Source organism: Micromonospora sp. NPDC050686, assembly GCF_040654475.1.
Taxonomy (GTDB): domain Bacteria; phylum Actinomycetota; class Actinomycetes; order Mycobacteriales; family Micromonosporaceae; genus Micromonospora.
In genome coordinates, this window is sequence record NZ_JBFAID010000040.1 from 18,099 (window position 1) to 35,750 (window position 17,652).

The 17,652-nt window shown below is 73.1% G+C and carries 17 protein-coding genes; 4 read left to right on the top strand and 13 right to left on the bottom strand.

Annotated features, from left to right (window positions below):
• Positions 1 to 23: 23 nt before the first annotated feature.
• From AB0H57_RS22865 to ngcE, 6 genes are all read right to left on the bottom strand, one after another.
• On the bottom strand, positions 24 to 461 hold the full coding sequence (locus tag AB0H57_RS22865) for an SRPBCC domain-containing protein (protein WP_357509553.1): 438 nt from the start codon (positions 459 to 461) through the stop codon (positions 24 to 26).
• A complete protein-coding gene (locus AB0H57_RS22870; RefSeq protein ID WP_357509555.1) occupies positions 454 to 765 on the bottom strand; it encodes a metalloregulator ArsR/SmtB family transcription factor in 312 nt (103 codons plus the stop codon). Before AB0H57_RS22870 ends, AB0H57_RS22865 begins: the two co-directional genes overlap by 8 nt.
• 1 nt (position 766) lies before the next feature.
• On the bottom strand, positions 767 to 1,141 hold the full coding sequence (locus AB0H57_RS22875) for a VOC family protein (protein ID WP_357509557.1): 375 nt from the start codon (positions 1,139 to 1,141) through the stop codon (positions 767 to 769).
• Between the two features lie 52 nt (positions 1,142 to 1,193).
• Complete coding sequence (locus tag AB0H57_RS22880; protein ID WP_357509644.1) at positions 1,194 to 1,967, bottom strand: carbohydrate ABC transporter permease; 774 nt, start codon at positions 1,965 to 1,967, stop codon at positions 1,194 to 1,196.
• A 125-nt stretch (positions 1,968 to 2,092) separates the two neighbouring features.
• Positions 2,093 to 3,001 (bottom strand): sugar ABC transporter permease, encoded by a 909-nt coding sequence (locus AB0H57_RS22885; protein WP_357509559.1) that lies wholly within the window; start codon positions 2,999 to 3,001, stop codon positions 2,093 to 2,095.
• A gap of 61 nt (positions 3,002 to 3,062) precedes the next feature.
• Positions 3,063 to 4,481, bottom strand: a complete 1,419-nt coding sequence (gene ngcE / locus AB0H57_RS22890) for an N-acetylglucosamine/diacetylchitobiose ABC transporter substrate-binding protein (RefSeq protein ID WP_357509561.1) — start codon at positions 4,479 to 4,481, stop codon at positions 3,063 to 3,065.
• Positions 4,482 to 4,685: 204 nt separating this feature from the next.
• On the opposite strand from ngcE, the gene AB0H57_RS22895 reads away from it, so the two are divergent.
• Positions 4,686 to 6,032, top strand: coding sequence for an acyltransferase (locus AB0H57_RS22895; RefSeq protein WP_357509563.1), 1,347 nt, complete (start codon positions 4,686 to 4,688; stop codon positions 6,030 to 6,032).
• Here AB0H57_RS22895 and AB0H57_RS22900 read toward each other — a convergent pair.
• Together AB0H57_RS22900 and AB0H57_RS22905 are read right to left on the bottom strand one after the other, a co-directional pair.
• A complete protein-coding gene (locus tag AB0H57_RS22900) occupies positions 6,004 to 7,494 on the bottom strand; it encodes a CoA-acylating methylmalonate-semialdehyde dehydrogenase (protein WP_357509565.1) in 1,491 nt (496 codons plus the stop codon). The two genes, AB0H57_RS22895 and AB0H57_RS22900, sit on opposite strands and share 29 nt — an antisense overlap.
• On the bottom strand, positions 7,491 to 8,795 hold the full coding sequence (locus tag AB0H57_RS22905; RefSeq protein ID WP_357509567.1) for an aminotransferase class III-fold pyridoxal phosphate-dependent enzyme: 1,305 nt from the start codon (positions 8,793 to 8,795) through the stop codon (positions 7,491 to 7,493). Before AB0H57_RS22905 ends, AB0H57_RS22900 begins: the two co-directional genes overlap by 4 nt.
• Positions 8,796 to 9,077: 282 nt before the next feature.
• On the opposite strand from AB0H57_RS22905, the gene AB0H57_RS22910 reads away from it, so the two are divergent.
• Together AB0H57_RS22910 and AB0H57_RS22915 are read left to right on the top strand one after the other, a co-directional pair.
• On the top strand, positions 9,078 to 10,067 hold the full coding sequence (locus AB0H57_RS22910) for a hypothetical protein (protein WP_357509569.1): 990 nt from the start codon (positions 9,078 to 9,080) through the stop codon (positions 10,065 to 10,067).
• Between the two features lie 179 nt (positions 10,068 to 10,246).
• Complete coding sequence (locus AB0H57_RS22915; protein WP_357509571.1) at positions 10,247 to 11,194, top strand: DUF6528 family protein; 948 nt, start codon at positions 10,247 to 10,249, stop codon at positions 11,192 to 11,194.
• Between the two features lie 62 nt (positions 11,195 to 11,256).
• Here the strand turns inward: AB0H57_RS22915 and AB0H57_RS22920 are convergent, their stop codons facing one another.
• Positions 11,257 to 11,514, bottom strand: coding sequence for a poly-gamma-glutamate hydrolase family protein (locus tag AB0H57_RS22920; protein WP_357509573.1), 258 nt, complete (start codon positions 11,512 to 11,514; stop codon positions 11,257 to 11,259).
• A gap of 72 nt (positions 11,515 to 11,586) precedes the next feature.
• Positions 11,587 to 12,933: a UDP-N-acetylmuramoyl-L-alanine--D-glutamate ligase gene (murD, locus tag AB0H57_RS22925; RefSeq protein WP_357509575.1), complete on the bottom strand. Its 1,347-nt coding sequence runs from the start codon at positions 12,931 to 12,933 to the stop codon at positions 11,587 to 11,589.
• An 86-nt stretch (positions 12,934 to 13,019) separates the two neighbouring features.
• Here murD and AB0H57_RS22930 point away from each other — a divergent pair, with 86 nt between their 5' ends.
• Complete coding sequence (locus tag AB0H57_RS22930; RefSeq protein WP_357509577.1) at positions 13,020 to 14,369, top strand: hypothetical protein; 1,350 nt, start codon at positions 13,020 to 13,022, stop codon at positions 14,367 to 14,369.
• A 24-nt stretch (positions 14,370 to 14,393) separates the two neighbouring features.
• On the opposite strand, the gene AB0H57_RS22935 is transcribed toward AB0H57_RS22930, so the two are convergent.
• From AB0H57_RS22935 to AB0H57_RS22945, 3 genes are read right to left on the bottom strand one after another with little or no spacing between them, the layout of a single operon-like run.
• Positions 14,394 to 16,127, bottom strand: a complete 1,734-nt coding sequence (locus AB0H57_RS22935; protein WP_357509579.1) for a PucR family transcriptional regulator — start codon at positions 16,125 to 16,127, stop codon at positions 14,394 to 14,396.
• A gap of 37 nt (positions 16,128 to 16,164) precedes the next feature.
• Positions 16,165 to 17,040, bottom strand: a complete 876-nt coding sequence (locus AB0H57_RS22940; RefSeq protein WP_357509581.1) for an RNA methyltransferase — start codon at positions 17,038 to 17,040, stop codon at positions 16,165 to 16,167.
• A 25-nt stretch (positions 17,041 to 17,065) separates the two neighbouring features.
• Positions 17,066 to 17,629, bottom strand: coding sequence for a dihydrofolate reductase family protein (locus AB0H57_RS22945; protein WP_357509583.1), 564 nt, complete (start codon positions 17,627 to 17,629; stop codon positions 17,066 to 17,068).
• Positions 17,630 to 17,652 lie beyond the last annotated feature (23 nt).

The window sequence follows — 17,652 nt, forward strand, 5'->3', positions numbered from 1 at the left end:
CGCCGCCGACCCGACACCGCGGGTCAGGGGGCGAGCGACCGTACCGCCTCGGCCAGGCGGCGCCAGACGTGTGAGCGCCAGCCGCCGCCGAGCAGGGTGGCGGTGCGCTGCTGGAGTGGGTCGTCCGGGTCGAAGCCGGAGTGTTCCAGAAAGAGCCGGGTGCCCCGCCCCTCGGCCGCCAGCGTCCAGGCGACCTCGGTGTCGAGCGGGCCGCCCCGCCAGGACCAGCGCAGCCGGCACGGCGGGTCGATCTCCAGCACCGAGCAGTGGATCACCCCGTCGAAGCCCTGGTCGGGGCGGGGCGTGGTGCGGAAGGTGAACCGGTGACCGAGCACCGGCGCGAAGTCGGTCGACATCAGCCACCGGCTGAGCAGCTCGGGCTCGGTGAGCGCCCGCCACACCTTGGCCGGCGGGTGGGGCAGGAAGCCGTCGACTCGGACGACGGTGGTGGGCTCAGTCATCCGGCAACCCGTCCAGCACCTCGCGCAGGCCGGCCATCCGCTCGCGCCAGAACCGCTCGTACGGGGTGAGCCAGTCGGCCACCTCGCGCAGCGGCTCCGGCCGTAGCGAGTAGAGCCGCTGCCGGCCGGCCGGCCGTTCCGTCACCAGGCCGGCGTCCTTGAGCACCCGCAGGTGCTCGGAGAGGCTGGGCCGGCGCATGGCGAAGTGGTCGGCGAGCAGCTGCACCGGCTGCTCGCCCCGTTCCCGCAGCAGCCGGAGCACCTCCCGGCGGGTGGGGCTGGCCAGCGCCGCGAAGACGTCCATGTCAGACCCGGGTGGACTGGAGGACGATGCCGTTGCCGTCCGGGTCGTCGAAGGTGGCGTACCGGCCCCAGGGCGCGGTCTGGATCCCCCCGTCGGCGAGGTCGACGCCCCGCTCGCGCAGCCGGGCCACGTCGGCGTCCAGGTCGTCGGTCTCCAGCACCAGCCCCTTGAGCGAGCCGGGTGGCATGCTCGGGAACCAGGTGACCAGGGTCAGCGCGGTGTCGCTGCCCTTCGGCGCGACCTGTACCCAGCGGCCGCCGGGCCCCATCGGGTTGTCGAAGACCAGGTCGAAGTCGAGGACGTCGAGGTAGAAGTCACGGGCCCGGTCCTGGTCGGCGACGGGCACGGAGACGAGCTTCACGTGGGTGACGGTCATGCCACCCACAATAGGTAGGATATTTCCTACCGGTCAAGCGCCCCCGCCCACCTCACTTCAGCTGGCCGGCGGTCAGGCCGGCCTGGATCTGCCGCTGGAACGTCACGTAGACCACCAGCACCGGCAGGGTCGCGATGGCCAGCCCGGCGAAGAGCTGGGCGTAGTCCCCGGCGTAGCCCTGGTTGACCGCGAGCGCGTTCAACCCCTGGGCCAGCACCCACTTCGACTCGTCGCCCTGCATCAGCACCTGGGGCAGCAGGAACTGGTTCCAGTGGTGGAGGAAGTTGAAGATCCCGACACTGATCAGGCCCGGCCGGGCCATCGGCAGCATCACCCGGAAGAACAACCGGAAGTGGCCGCAGCCGTCGATCATGGCGGCCTCCGCGACCGAGGTGGGCAGGGTCCGGAAGAACGCGGTCAGGAAGAACACCGTGAACGGCAGCGAGTACGCCGAGTAGACCAGGATCAGCCCGGTCCAGGTGCCGAAGAGCCCGGCGTTGCGCACCACGAAGAAGAGCGGCACCAGGGCGAGGAAGACGGGGAACATCATGCCGCCGACGAACAGGTAGTAGACCACCTGCCGGAAGCGGAACTCGTACCGGGCGAAGACGTACGCGGCGGTCGCGCCGAAGAGCATGGTCAGCGTCAGCGAGCCGGCCACCACCACCGCGCTGTTGACGAAGTACCGGCCGATGTGCGCCTTCGTCCAGGCGCGCGTCCAGTTTTCCAGCCGCAGCGCCTCGGGCAGCGCCCACGGGTCGGCCAGGATCTCGCCGTTGGTCTTCAGCGAGCTGACCACCATCCAGAGCAGCGGCAGCACCGTCATGGCCGCCCAGAGCAGCAGGAAGCCGTGCGAGAAGACGTTCGCCACGCCCAGTTCGCGGCGCAGTGGCCGGTCGGCCGTCCGGGCCGGCGCGTCGACCGCCGCGCCGGCGGTTTCGTCCACTGTGGTCACGAGTACTCGATCCGATCGCGCCGGGCGGCCCGCAGCGCCAGCACCGCCACCGAGAGGGTCAGGAAGAACATCACCACGCCGATCGCCGAGGCGTACCCGAACTTGGTCTCGCTGCCGAACGCGGTGTCGTACATCCGGTTGCCGATCACGTCCGAGGAGAAGTTCGGGCCACCGTTGGTCATCAGCTGCACCAGGATGAACCCGTCCAGCGCGGCGATGGCCAGATAGATCCAGGCGACCTGCACGGTGTCCCAGAGCAGCGGGATGGTGATCTTCCGCAGCATCACCGTGCGGGACGCGCCGTCGAGCAGCACCGCCTCGTAGATGTCGCGCGGGATGGCCTGCATGGCGGCGCCGAAGAGCACCACGTAGAAGCCGACGTTGCTCCAGACCATCACCGCGAGCACACACCAGAAGGCGAACCGGGGGTCACCCAGCCAGGCCGGGGTGGGCAGGCCCAGGGCGCCGAGCGCGCCGTTGAGCAGGCCGCTGCGCGGGTTGTAGATCTCCTTCCAGAGCAGCGCGATGATCACCACCGAGAGCACCTGCGGGAAGAAGTAGACCAGCCGGTAGACCGCCGTCCCGCGCACGCCGCGCACGCCGGCCCGCCCCTTCCGTCCGCCCATGGCGAGCATGGTGGCGAAGAAGAGGCCGAGGGCGATGGTCAGCACCGGTACCAGGGCCAGCAGGATCGCGTTGTTCTTCAACGCGTTCCAGACGTACCCGTCGTGCAGCAGGGTGCGGAAGTTGGCCAGGCCGACCGGGTCGGCCTGCGCGGAGTAGCCCAGCCAGCCGGTGGTCGAGATCTGAAAGGCCTGGAGGTACGGCGAGAGCACGAAGACGCCGTACAGCGCCAGCGGCGGCAGCAGGAAGCTGATGATCAGCGGTAGTCGGCCCTGTCGCACCTGCGCGACCCTCCCTGGTTCGGCCGGTGGGGGCGGGTGTCTCCCGCCCCCACCGGGTACGTCACGCGGCCCGCTTGTACTTCTTGACCGAGCTGTCCTGGGCGATCGAGTCGGCGCCCTTCTGGCACTGGTCGAGGAACTCGGCCGGGCCGATCCGCCCGCTGAAGAACTCGCCGCAGGCGGCGTCGACCAGGTTGCGCTCCAGCTTGCGGTAGTAGTTGTTGTAGACCCAGTTGAAACCGTTGGCGCCGGACGCCTCCAGGGCCTTGACCACGGTGTTCAGTCCGTACGGCAGCTCGACGCCCTCGGTCGCGCCGGCCACCACGGTGAGGCTGGCGACCTTCTTGGTGAAGTCCTGTGCGCCCTTCTTGGACAGCATGGTCCGGAAGAACTCCAGCCCGCCGGCTACGTTCTTCGCCTTGGCCGGGACCATGAACGGCTCACCGGCGGTGCCGCGGACCGCCTCGAACGGCAGCTTGTCGCCGCTGCCCAGGCTCGGGGTGGGCTGCACGGTCATGTCGAACCCGGCCGGGGTGACATCGGCCTGCTCGCTCTCCAGCCAGGAGCCGCAGGAGATGAAGGCCGCCTTGCCCTGGCACCACGCGGTCTGCGACTGCTTGTGGTCCAGGCCCGGCGAGCCCTCCAGGATGTACTTGTCCTTGACGATCTGGTGCCAGGCGTCGGCGGCGGCCTTCATCGCGTCGGACTTCCAGGCGTTCGGCTCCAGGTTGTCGATGGCCAGGGCGACCTGCGGGCCACCGAACTTGATCGCGGTGGAGATCAGCGGCCAGCTCATGTAACGCGGATGCACGCCGGCGTACGTCCAGGGGGCGATGCCGGCGGCCTTGATCTGCTTGCAGAGCGCGATGTGGTCGTCCCAGGTCTTCGCGTACTGCCAGCCGCGGTCGGCGAAGAGCTTGGTGGAGTGCCAGATGCCGTAGACGGTGTAGGTGTAGTTCATCACCAGGAACTTGCCGTCGTACGAGCCGACGTCGACGGCGCCAGGCAGCAGGGTGTCCCGCACCGTCTTGCCCGGGATGTCGAGGCTCGGCGCGGCGAGCAGGTCGCCCAGGTCGGCGAGGGCGTTCTGGGAGACCAGGCCGTTGAAGTCGATCTGCCCGGCCCCGGAGTTGTTCACCACGTCCGGCGGGGTGCCGTCGACGAAGCGGGGCTGCAGGGTCTTGCTGATCTCCTGGGTGGCGGAGTGCCTGATCTCCGCCTTGGGGTACTTCTCGCGGTACATGGCCTCGTGGGCCTTGGCGTACTCCTCGCCGAAGCCGCCGTTGAAGATCACCACCTCGAGCGGGGCGTCCTCCTTGACGCCCAGCGGGTTCTGCTCGCTCTTGGTGCCCTGGTAGGTGTCGCCGTCCTTCTTGTCGTCACCACCGCCGGCGGTGGCGCAGCCGGCGAGCAGACCGGCGGCGGGAGTGGCCAGCAGTCCGGCGGCGGCGGTGCGCCGGAGGATGTCACGCCTGTTCATCACAGCTCCTCGGTGTCGGTACCGGTGCGGGCCGCCCGGGGGACGGCGGCCGCTGGATCGAGGCACGGGGGTGTCGCCTGATGCTTGTCTTCAGTGCAACAAAGGTTTCCGAAGATTTTCTACGGCAGTGGGGTGCCCACCACAAGACCCGACGACCGAACCGTTATCAGCACCGGCCGGCCGCCGCTGCCATAGCCTGGGCCCATGCGCCGCCTGCGCCAGCTCGCCGAACGCACCCCGGCTGGTCGGGAGCGCTACGTCGACCTGCTCCGGGCGCTCGCGATCACCATGGTCGTCCTCGGTCACTGGGGCATCACGGTGATCACCCACGACCGGGCCGGGCGGCCGAGCGGGCACTCCGCGCTGGGCGACCTGCCGTGGGTCTGGCCGCTGACCTGGGTGGCCCAGGTGATGCCGGTGTTCTTCCTGGTCGGCGGCTTCGCCAACGCCGCCTCGCTGACCGCCCACCGGGCTCGCGGCGGCGATCCCACCGGCTGGCTGGTCGACCGCAGCGCCCGGCTGGTCCGCCCCACCACGGCGCTGCTGGTCGTGCTCGCCGCCGGCGCCACCGTGGCCTGGCTGCGACACGCCGACCCCACCCAGATCCGTACGGCGGCCTGGTTCGCCACCATCCCGCTCTGGTTCCTCGTCGCCTACCTGGTGGTGGTCCCGCTGACCCCGCCGATGTACGCGCTGCACCGCCGCTTCGGGCTGGCCGTGCCGGCGGTGCTTGTCGGCCTCGTCGCCCTCGGCGACCTGGGCCGGCTGCTCGGGCCCGAGGCGCTGGCCACCGGCAACTACCTGTTCGGCTGGCTGGCCGTGCACCAGATCGGCTTCGCCTGGTACGACACCCGCGACCCGGACACCCCGCGCCGGCGGCGGCTGCCGCTCACCCGCCGGGCCGGCGCGCTGCTGCTGGCCGCCGGGCTGGTGCTGCTGGTCCTGCTGACCGTCGTCGGGCCGTACCCGGTGGTGATGCTGAACGTGCCCGGCGAGCGGCTGGACAACGCCGCCCCGCCCAGCCTGGCGCTGCTCGCCGCGGCCACCGCCCAGCTCGGGCTGCTCCTGCTGCTGCGCGGGCCGGCCGAACGCTGGCTGCGCCGCTGCCGCCCCTGGCAGGCGGTGATCGCGGTGAACGCGGTGGTGCTGACCGTCTTCCTCTGGCACCTCACCGCCGCGATCCTGCTGATCGGGCTGCTCGACGCCCTCGGCGTGCTGCCCACCCCGACCGTGGGCACCGCGGCCTGGTGGGCCTGGCGGGTCCCCTGGCTGCTCGCCCTGGCCGTGATGCTGTCCGCTCTGGTCGCCGTCTTCGGCCCGATCGAGGCGCGCAGCCGCCGCAGCCGGACCCGGGACGCCCCGTCCACGCCGTGGCGGACCGTCCTCGCGGCCGCCGGGTACGGGGGCGTGGTCGCCGGGCTGCTGGTCAACAGCCTCACCGGCAAGACCGCCGCCGAGCCGCTCGGGCTGCCCGCCCCGGCGCTGCTGGCGTACCTGGCCGGGGCGGGACTGCTGCGGCTGCTCAGGTCTGGGTGGGGAAGCCGAGGTTGACCCCGCCGTGACGCGGGTCCAGCCAGCGGCTGGTGACCACCTTGCCCCGGGTGAAGAACGCCACCCCGTCGGCGCCGTGCGCGTGCAGGTCGCCGAAGAGCGACGCCTTCCACCCGCCGAACGAGTAGTAGGCCATCGGCACCGGGATGGGCACGTTGATCCCGACCATGCCCACCTCCACCTCGTGCTGGTAGCGCCGGGCGGCGCCGCCGTCGTTGGTGAAGATCGCCGTGCCGTTGCCGTACGGGTTGGCGTTGACCAGCTCGACCGCCTCGTCGTACGAGCCGACCCGGACGACGCTCAGCACCGGGCCGAAGATCTCCTCGGTGTAGACCGACATGTCCGGGGTGACGTCGTCGAAGAGGGTCGGGCCGAGCCAGAACCCGCCCGGGTCCCCGTCCGGCTCGACGTCCCGGCCGTCCACCACCGGCCGCGCCCCGGCGGCCACCCCCGCCTCGACGTACCCGCGGACCTTCGCCGCGTGCGCGGCGGTGACCAGCGGTCCCATGTCGCAGCCGCGCCGGCCGTCGCCGGTGCGCAGCCCGGCCATCCGCTCGGCGATCCGCGCGACCAGGGCGTCGGCCACCGGCTCCACCGCGACCAGCGCGGAGATCGCCATGCACCGCTCCCCCGCCGACCCGAACCCGGCGTTGACCGCGGCGTCGGCGGCCAGGTCCAGGTCCGCGTCGGGGAGCACCACCATGTGGTTCTTCGCGCCGCCGAGCGCCTGCACCCGCTTGCCGGCCAGCGAGCCGCGCTGGTGCACGTACCGGGCCACCGGGGTGGAGCCGACGAAGGACACCGCCCGCACCGCCGGGTGGTCCAGCAGCGCGTCGACCGCCTCTTTGTCGCCGTTGACCACGTTCAGCACGCCGTCCGGCAGGCCCGCCTCGGCGAACCACTCGGCCAGCAGCAGCGCCGCGCTCGGGTCCTTCTCGCTCGGCTTGAGCACCACGGCGTTGCCGCAGGCCACCGCGACCGGCACGAACCACAGCGGCACCATCACCGGGAAGTTGAACGGCGAGATCACCGCCACCACGCCCAGCGGCTGCCGCAGACTGTACGAGTCGACCTCGGTGGAGACGTTCTCGCTGAACCCGCCGCGCAGCGCCGAGGGGATGCCGCAGGCGTACTCGATCACCTCCAGCCCGCGCTGCACCTCCCCGGCGGCGTCCGCGAGCACCTTGCCGTGCTCGGCCGTGATCACCTCGGCGAGCCGGTCCCGCCGGGCGTGGACCAGTTCCCGGAACGCGAACAGCACCTGGGTCCGCTTCGCCAGCGAGGCGTCCCGCCAGGCCCGCGCCGCACGGTCGGCGGCCTCCACCGCCCGAGAGACGTCGGCCGCCGAGGCCAGCTCCACCTGGCCGGTACGCCGGCCGGTCGCCGGGTCGAACACGTCCCCGAGCCGCTCGGCGGAGCCGGCGACCCGCTTGCCGTCGACGAAGTGCCCGATCCGGTTCATGCGGCCACGCTGCCAACGGACGAGCGGATGGCCTCGACCAGGATCGCCAGGCCCTCCCGGGCCTCGGACTCGGTCAGCGTCAGCGGCGGGCCCATCCGGACCACGTTGCCGTACAGGCCGCCCTTGCCGACCAGCAGGCCGCCGGCCCGGCACGCCTCGAAGACCCGGGCGGTGGTCGCCGGGTCGGGTTCGGTGGTGCCCGGGCGGACGAACTCCACCGCGAGCATCAGCCCCTTGCCGCGCACCTCGGCCACGTGGTCCAGGCCGGCCGTGGCGGCGCGCAGGCCGTCGGCGAGGATCGCCCCGACCCGGGCCGCGTTGGCCTGCAGGTCGTGCTCGCGCAGATAGTCGAGGACGGCGTTGCCGGCGGCGGTGGAGATCGGGTTCCCGCCGAAGGTGGAGAAGCTGATCGCCGGCACCGACTCCAGCACCTCGGCCCGGCCCACCACGCCGGCCAGCGCGAAGCCGTTGCCGACGCCCTTGGCGAAGGTGAGCAGGTCCGGCGTGACGCCGTGCGCCTGGTAGCCCCAGAAGTGCTCGCCGGTACGCCCCCACCCGGTCTGCACCTCGTCGCAGACCAGCAGGATGCCGTGCTCGTCGAGGACCTTCTTCCAGGCGGCGAAGAGCCCGTCCGGCGGGGCGACGAAACCGCCGACGCCCTGGATCGGCTCGGCGATCAGGCAGGCCACGTCGCCGGCGGTCTGGGTGGCGAGCACCTCGCGCAGATCCTCCACCGCCGCGTCGACCCGGTCCGCCTCGCCCAGCCGGGCCAGCAGACCGCGGACCCGCTCGCCGGAGTGCAGCCAGGCCACCTGGAGCGGGTTGAGCGCGCTGGCCGACCAGCCCCGGTTGCCGGTGACGCCCATCGCCGCGTACGACCGGCCGTGGTAGCTGTTGCGCACCGCGAGGATCTGGTGCGAGCGGCGGTGATTGGTGGCGACCAGCAGGGCGGCCTCGTTGGCCTCGGTGCCGGAGTTGGTGAAGAAGACCCGGGCGTCCGGGATGCCGGAGAGCCGGGCCACCTTCTCGGCCAGCTCGACCTGCTGGCGGATCAGGTAGAGCGTGGAACTGTGCACGATGCCGGTACGCAGTTGCCGCTCGACGGCCTCCCGGATCTCCGGGATGTCATATCCGATCATGTTGGTCAGCACGCCGCCGAAGAAGTCCAGGTAGCTGCGCCCCTGGGCGTCGGTGACCCGGCGACCGGAGCCGGCGACCAGCTCGATCGGCTCGTCGTAGTAGAGCGGCATCCAGGACGGGAGCACGGCCCGGTGCCGGGCCAGCAGGTCGTCGGAGGTCATCTCGCACCCTTCAGCGGCGGATTCGCGTTCCCCGCACGCTTCCACCACCGCTCGGCAGGGACAACTGTCACTCTGTAGCGCAGCGACCGGCCGCACCTGACAGCGCGTCAACCCGCACGCCACGCTTTCCCCGCCATCGGGGCGGGGCGACCGACCTTTCCGGGCGCGGAAAGGCCGGACGGCCGTGCTTCTCGTACCGGCGGGGTGGCTGGCTCGCCCGGCCGGGCGACACCGCCACGCCGGCTTCCGGCCGCGAGCCGCCCCGCCGGTACGATCCGGCGAGTGCGCATCGCGGAGGTGGCCCTGCCCACGGGCGCGGCGGGGGCGGGGCCCGACGAGGTCACGGCCGGCATCGCCGGCTGGATCCGCTCGGCGCCGCTGCGCGGGCTGGTCGGCCGGTTCGGCGGCGAGTGGCCGGCCGGGGACCTGGCCGCCGCCCTGGCCGCCCTGGACGACTTCTCCGCCCGGCACTGGGACTTCCGCCGCGGCCGGGAACGCCCCGACGCCACCGAGCCCGACCTCGACGCGGCGACCGCGCGGCTGGTGCAGGACGCCGCCGGCGCGCTCGGCCTGGTCCGGCCGGTCCCGCCGGCCCGCGCGGCGTACGCCCACCAGGTGATCCTCGGCGGGCTGGCGCACGCCTGCCTGCGTCGCGTCGCGTACGCCGGTCAGCTGCTGCGGCACGGGCCGGCGGTCACCGGCGAGACGGCCGTGCTGGGCAGCTTCCGGCCGCTGTCCGACCTGGAGCGCCGGACCCTGGCCGCGGCCGGGCTCCCGCCGTGCGACACCGAGGTCGACGCCCTGGACCTGGCGGTGCGCCGGGTCTTCGACACCCCGGCCCCGGCCGACGAGGACGGGCACGACGCCGGGCATCCGCACCACTCCTGGTCCTCGCGGACCTACCGGCCGGCCGGGCTGCCCCCGGTACGGGTGCTCGCCGCCCCGTCCAGCGAGCCGGACCGGCGGCGGGCGCACACCGCCGACACGCAACGGTTCTGGGCCGGCCACGTCCGGCTCTCCCCCGACGACTCGGTGCTGATGGTGACCGCGCCGATCTACGTGCCGTTCCAGCACTGCGACGCGCTGCGCACGCTGGCCCTGCCGTACGGCTGCGGGGTGGAGACCGTCGGGGTGGACCCGGCCCTGCCCGACGTGGCCGTGCTGCCCGAGCCGGTGCTGAGCCCCGGCCGCTACCTGCAGGAGATCCGCTCCGCGATCCGCTCCATGCGGGCACTGCACCGCGCCGTGACGCAAGGAGGGGCCCCCGGTTGACGCGTTTTGTATAGGAGGGGACCCCGCTTAACACGCTGTCGCCTATCCAACATCATCATTGCCAGCCGGTCACCAACCGCATAGGTTCGAGCACCGTCAGTCGTGGTGCGGGCCGGCATTCCGTGGACCGCACCCGTCAACGCCCCAGCCGGGGCTCGCCACCCGGGAGGTTCATGGCGATGATGCGATCGGCAGACAGGACGCGACGGCGGTGGCGCGCGATCGGCGCCACGCTCGGCGCGGCGACGGTCGGCATGGTGGGAGTGCTGGTCGCGCCGACCGGCGCGCAGGCGGCCAGCGACCGGGTCGCCGTGGTCGACCAGCGGTACGGGGTCAGGATCTTCAGCGCCGGCGCCAGCCGGTGGACGGCCGGTTCGGCCCAGTGGTCGTGGAAGCGACCCACCGGCAGCGGCTGGAAGAACCTCTCCGACGTCAAGTTCCGCAAGCAGGGCACCCGGTACGTGGTCCTGGTGGCCGCCTCCGGCGGCCGGGCCGGGATCGTCGACTACTCCACCCGCAAGGTGCGGTACCAGGTCACGCCGGGCGGCAACCCGCACGCCATCGAGTTGCTGCCCAACGGCGCCGTGGTGGTCGCCTCGTCCGACCCCGGCAAGCTCGCCCTCTACGGCAAGGGCCGGACCAGTCCGGCCGCCACGAAGGCGTTCGCCAAGGCGCACGCCGTCTACTGGGACAGCAGCCTCAAGCGCCTCTGGGCCGCCGGCGGCACCCGGCTGTGCAGCTACCAGGTCAGCGGCACGGCCACCGCCCCCCGGCTCACCAACGCCGCCTGCCGGTCGGTCACCGGGAACGTGCACGACCTGGCGCCGGTGTACGGCACCTCCGCCAACCTGTGGATGAGCAACACCAGCCACGTCTACCGGTACGACATCAACCGCAACCGGTTCCAGCGGGCCCCCGGGTACATCGACACCAGCAAGATCAAGAGCGTCGGTAACCACTCCGGCGGGCTGGTCTTCACCACCAAGGTCGGCGGCGCGAACGGCGACGGCACCTATGGCAACGGCAACGTCTGGCTGTACCGGCTGAACGGTTCCTACGTCGGCAACCGCTACCTTTCCGGGGCGGCGATCTACAAGGCCCGGCCGGTGGTCTGGAGCTACCGCTAAGCCACACCTGGGGGCCGGAGGCGGGTGTGCCCGCTGCCTTCCCCGAAGTGTGCCGTACCCGGTCAGCCGGCGCGGCGAGCGATCGCCGTCCGGGTGGCCCGCACGAAGTCCCAGAACAGCGGCAGGGTGGTGTTCTTGCGCTCGGCCCGGGTGTTGGTGCCGAACATCGCGGAACGCAGCGCGGTGGTCAGCTCCAACTGGCCGCCGGCCCGGCTGACCGTCCGGTTGCAGATGTTGCGCGGGTCGGTGCCGTCGATGTCGGCGGCACCGCCACCGGCGAGCGTGATGTTGACCCTGGCGGTACGCCGCCGTGCGGGCATCGTCGCTCCGATCAGGAGGGAACCGGGCCGGCAGAGGCTACCGGCCCGCGACGCCCTGCGCCACCGATGGGCTCAGCCGGCGGTGTCCGCGACCGCCTTGGCGAACACCTCGGAGCGGTGCTCGAAGTTGCGGAACCGGCCGTAGCTGGGGGCGGCCGGGGAGAGCAGCACCACCCCGCCGGCCGGGGTCAGCTCGCGGGCGCGGCGTACCGCGTCCACCAGGTCGTCGACCACCTCGGCGCGGACCCCGGACAGCCCGGCGAGGGCCTCGACGATGCGCGGGCCGCTGTCCGGGATGCCGATCACGGTGATCTCCCGGTCGGCCAGGTGCGCCCGCAGCGGGCCGTAGTCCAGCCCTCGGTCGGTGCCGCCCGCGATCACCGTCAACGGCCGGCCCTCGTACGCGTCGATCGCGTGCATCGCCGCGTACGGGCTGGTGGCGAGGGTGTCGTCGACGAAGGTCAGCCCGGACGGGTCGGCGATCTCGGTGAGCCGGTGGGCCAGGCCCTGGAACTCGGCGACGGCCACCGCCAGGCTGTCCTTGCGGGCGGTCACGTCCACGCCGAGCGCGTCCAGCACGGCGAGGGCGACGCAGAGGTTGCCCTCGTTGTGCCGGCCGACCAGCGGCAGCACCGCCCGGGGGAAGAGCGGCTGGTCGCCGAGGTGGAACCAGGGCGTGCCGTCCGGGCCGGTGGCGACGTGGGTGGTGTCCGGTGAGCCGGCGCGGACCGCCGGGCGGTCGCCCAGCTCGGCGGCGAGCCGCGGGTCCGCCCCGTTGACCACCACGGCCTGCGGGCCGTGGGCCAGCAGGTTGAGCTTGTCCCGGTAGTACTCCCGCTCGCCGCCGTGCGCGTCCAGGTGCTCGGGGAAGAGCGCGGTGACCACCGCCACCCGGGGCGAGTCGGTCAGGTCGGCGCACTGGTAGCTGGACAGCTCCAGCACGTACAGCTCGGCCTCCGGCAGGTCGAGCAGCGGCACGCCGATGTTGCCGCCGAAGACGTTCGGCCGGTCCATCGCGGTGAGCAGGTGGCTGATCAGGCTGGAGGTGGTGCTCTTGCCCTTGCTGCCGGTGACCCCGACCGTCCGGTCGGCGTGCTCGGCCATCCAGAGCGCGCTGCCCTGGGTGACGGTCACCCCGCGGCGGCGCAGCTCGACCATCCACGGGTGGGTGCTCGGCACGCCCGGGGAGCGGACCACCACGTCGGCGGCGGCCAGCCGGTCGAAGCCCTCCTCGCCGGTGACCAGCGGGGCGGCCGCGGCGAGCGGCCCCTCCCAGGGCAGCGTGAGGAAGTTCGCGCTGTCGTCGACGGCGACCAGGTCGGCCGGCCCGTGCGCGGCGACGGCGGTCACGGCGGCCCGGCCCTCCCGGCCGGCGCCCCAGACTGCGACTTTCCGTCCGCGCAGGTCAGACAAGCGCACAGGTAACTCCTCCGGTCGGCCGGTTCGCGGGCGGTCAGGTCCGGCGCACTCGGGCACGGCGGACGAACCAGGGCCTAGTATGGCGTGTGCCCAACGAGCAGCTCCGGCGGATGGACGCCTTCACCTTTCCGTCCTTCTCGATCGATCTCGCCACCGGCGAGGCCTTGTTCGACTACGCCCTGACCGGCCCCGACGGCGAGCAGCGGTTCACCGAGGTGATCACGCTGCCGTTGCCGGCCGAGCCGCCCTCGGACGCCACGGTGGCCACCCTCGAACGGGTGCTGGAGCTGCTGCACGTGGTCGCCGGGGTGAGCTACTACAAGGCCGCCGCGCCGCACCGGCTGGTGCTGCCCACGCCGCTGGGCGCGGCCGCCGTCGAGCTGGTCACGGCCGTCTACACCAAGGGCCTCGCCGAGTACGCCTACCGCAACCAGCTGCCCCACGTGCTCGAACTACGTCCGGAGGTCCCCGCCGGTTCGGTGGCGCCGGCCGCGCCGCTGGACAACTCCGACCGCCGCCCGCTGTCGGCCGTCGGCGGCGGCAAGGACTCGATCGTCACGCTGGAGGCGCTGCGCCGGGCCGGCTTCGACCCGGTGCCCTTCTCGGTCAACCCGAACCACGTGATCGTCGCGGTCAACGAGGCGTCCGGGCTGCCCGCGCTGGCCGCCCGCCGGCGGATCGACCCGGTGCTGTTCGACCTGAACGCGGCGGGCGCGCGCAACGGGCACATCCCGGTCACCGCGATCAACTCGCTGATCGCGGTGGCCACCGCGGTGTTGCACGGGCTCGGCCCGGTGGTGATGTCCAACGAGCGCTCGGCGTCGGACCCGAACCTGGTCTGGGACGGCCACGAGATCAACCACCAGTGGTCCAAGGGCGTCGAGGCGGAGGGGCTGCTGCGGGCGGCGCTGGCCGAGCACGCCGGGCTCACCGAGCCGTACTTCTCGCTGCTGCGCTCGCTGTCGGAGCTGCACATCGCCCGGCTCTTCGCCGCCATCGACCGGTACGACGCCGTGGTGACCAGCTGCAACGCCGCGTTCAAGCTGCGCGACGCCAGCGAACGCTGGTGCCGGAACTGCCCGAAGTGCCGGTTCGTCTTCCTGGCCATGGCGCCGTTCATGCCCCGGGAGCGGGTGGTACGCATCTTCGGTGGCGACCTGCTGGCCGACGAGACCCAGCTCGCCGGCTACCGCGAGCTGCTCGGCGTGGACGGGCACAAGCCGTTCGAGTGCGTCGGTGAGGTCGAGGAGTCGGTGGTGGCGTTGAGCCTCCTCGCCGAGCAGGACCAGTGGCGTGCCGCCCCGGTGGTCCGGGCCCTGGCCGCCGCCGTACCCGAAACGGCCTGGTCCACCGCGGCCACCTCCGACGTCTTCACCCCCGGAGGCCCCAACCACATCCCCCCTGTGTACGCGAAGGCCCTCGAAGCGCTCACCTGACCCACCCGGGGAGGGGTGGGTGGGTCAGGGGGTGCGGATGGCGTCGAGGGCCAGCAGGGCGACGTGGAGGGAGAGGCAGGTCTCCACCGAGTTGAGGTCGGCGTCGAGGATGCGGGCGATGCGGGCCAGCCGCTCGTAGAAGGCGGGACGGGACAGGTGCGCCGCCCCGGCCGCCGCGGACTTGTTGCGGCCCTGGTCGAGGTACGCCCGCAGGGTGCCGAGCAGCTGCTCCCGGGGGTGCTGGGCGTCGTGCGCCAGCAGCGCGCCGAGTTCCCGCTCGACGAAGGTCTGCACCCGCGGCTCGTCGCGCAGCAGGTGCAGCAGCCCGGTGAGCCCCACCTGCGGCAGCCGGACGATCGGCAGGTCCCGCCGGTCCCGCCGGGCCGCGTCGGCGATCTGCCGCGCCTCGACCAGGGACCGGCCGGCCTCCCGCAGGCTGCCGACCCCGGCACCCGCCGCGACGATCACCGCGCCGGCTCGCCCGGCGGTCGGGCGGGCCGCGGTGGCCTCGTCGCGCAGCCGGCGCAGGGCGGTGGCGAAGGCCAGCAGCGCCCGCTCCTCGGCGGCCGGGTCGGGCAGCACGACCAGCGCACCGACCGCCTGGTCGTCGACCGCGCTGGTCAGCGCAATGAGCTTGGCCTCGCGCAACGCCTGGCCGACCGCCTCGGCGAGATCCCGCAGCCGGGCCGGGCCGGCCGCCGGGGTCTCCGCCGGCAGGCCGCCCTCCCCGGGCGGGGCGTCCTCCGGTTCGTCGGCGCGGTGCCGGACCACCACGCCGACCAGATGCCGCCGCTCCAGGGTCACCCCGAGCGCCTTGGCCCGCAGCGCCACCTCGTCCACCGGCCGGGAGTGGTCCAGCAGCGCGGTGAGCAGGGTGCGGTGGATCTGCCGCTCCAGCCCCTCGACGTCGCGGCGGATCAACCGGCCCAGCGCCAGCGTCGAGGCGGCCCGCTCGACCAGGATGGTCAACCGGGTCGGCGGGTCGCCGGCCGGTCTCGCGCCCGGGCCGGCACCGGCCAGGTCACCCCCGCCCGGCCAGCGCAGCAGCAGCCGCCCCCAGTCCTCGCCCCGGGCGCCGACGGTGGTCACCAGCCACCCGCTGTCCGCGTGGTACGCGGTGCGGCCGGCCGGCCGGATCCGCCGGGAGTGCAGCTCCCACCCGTCCAGCAGCAGCTCCGCGCTCTCCCCCGCCGGGTCGTACGCGAGCACCTGCCGGGACAGGTTCTCCAGCACCACCGGGCACCCGGACAGCTCGGCGGCCTGGCGGATCACCTCGGCCGGCCCGGCCCCCTCCACCGACAGCTCGGTGAACCGCTGGTGGATCTCCTCGGTCGCCCGCAGCTCGGTGAGCTGGGCGTCCACGATCAGCGCGTGCACCGCCTCGGTGATCCGGACGAACGGGATGGCCCGGCGCAGCTCCACCAGCGGCAGCCCGCGCCGCTCGGCGGCGGCGGCCATCACCCGGGGCACCGCGCTGACGTACCGGCGGCCCAGCTCGACCACCAGCCCGGACACGCCGACGTCGGCCAGGTCGCCGATGAACGCGCGCACCCCGGCGTCGTCGGCGGGCAGTCCGATGCCGGTGGTCAGCACCAGCTCGCCGCCGCCGAGCAGGGTCGCGATGTCCGGCACCTCGGCCACGTGCACCCACCGGACGTGCCTGTCCAGCCCGCCCTCGCCGGCCACCAGGCGCGGGGCGCCGTGCCGGACCGGATCGAGCGCGAGGACCTCACGGACGGTAGGGAACACGGGCGACACGCTACCGTCCGTGACGCCCGCCGGAAATGGGGCGCGGTCAGAGCGGGTCGTCGCGGCCCAGCTCCCAGCAGGCCACGGCGGTGGCGGCGGCGACGTTGAGCGAGTCGACGCCACGCCGCATCGGGATCACCACCCGTACGTCGCTGGCGTCCATCGCGGCCCCGGTCAACCCGGCCCCCTCGGCGCCCATCAGCAGCGCGGCGCGGGCCCGCTGGCCGGCGGTGAGCCGTTGGATGGGCACGGCGTCCGGGGCGGGGGTCATCGCCAGCACGGTGAAGCCGGCCGCCCGGACCTGCCCGAGGGCGTCCGGCCAGGGTGCCAGCTTCGCGTACGGGACGGCGAAGACCTCACCCATGCTGACCCGTACGCTGCGCCGGTAGAGCGGGTCGGCGCACGTCGGTGAGAGCAGCACCGCGTCCACGCCCAGCCCGGCCACGGCCCGGAAGATCGCACCGAGGTTGGTGTGGTTGTTCACGTCCTCCAGGATCACCACCCGGCGGGCCGCGGCGAGCACCTCGGCGGCGGTGGGCAGCGGCGTGCGGTGGAACGAGCCGAGCACCCCCCGGTGCACGTGGAAGCCGGTGGCCCGCTGGAGCACCTCCTGGCTGGCCGCGTAGACCGGCGCGTCCCCGGTGTCCAGGTCGGCGAGCTGGTCCACCCGCTTCGCGTCGACCAGGTACGACCGAGCCGGGTAGCCGGCCCGCAGCGCCCGCCGCAGCACCAGCTCCCCCTCGGCGATGAACAGCCCGTGCGGAGGTTCCCACCGGGTACGCAGCTCGACGTCGGTCAACGCGCGGTAGTCGGCGATCCGCTCGTCGTCGGGGTCGGTGATCTCGTGGACGGGCACCCGACGATTCTGCCGGTTGCCCGTCCACCGCCGGTCGCTGCGGTGGCCGGAAGCGGCACGGGCCACCCACGGCCGACGCCCCCGGGGCGGGTCACGCCCGCTGGTAGCGGAGCAGCACCGAGACGCCGTCGAAGACCTGGGAGCCGGTGAGCCGAAGCTTCAGCCGGTCCGTCCCGCCCGGGAAGACCGGCTTGCCGCCGCCGAGCACCACCGGATGCACGATGACCTGGTACTCGTCAATCAGGTCGAGCGCGGTCAGCGCGGCGGCGGCACCGGCCCCGCCGGTCAACAGCAGGTCGCCGCCGGGCTCCTCCTTCAGCATGGTGACCTCCTTGCCGAGGTCACCGCCACCGACCACCCGCGCCCCGTGCTCGGCGCCGGTCAGCGTGCGGGACACCACGACCTTGGGGGTGCGCTGCCAGATCGGCGCGAAGGCGAGGTCGTGCGCGTCGGTGAACATCGACTCGGCCCGGGGCCAGTACCAGGACATCATCTCCCAGACCTTGCGGCCGTAGACGAACGCGCCGACCCGCTCGGTCAGGCCCAGCGAGTACGCCGACAGCTCCGAGCCCATGACCGGCCAGTCGAACTCGCCGTTCGGGCCTTCGATGAAGCCGTCGACCGACTGGTGCACCCAGTAGATGACCTTGCGCATCCGTCCACTCCCTCGCGGTGCGC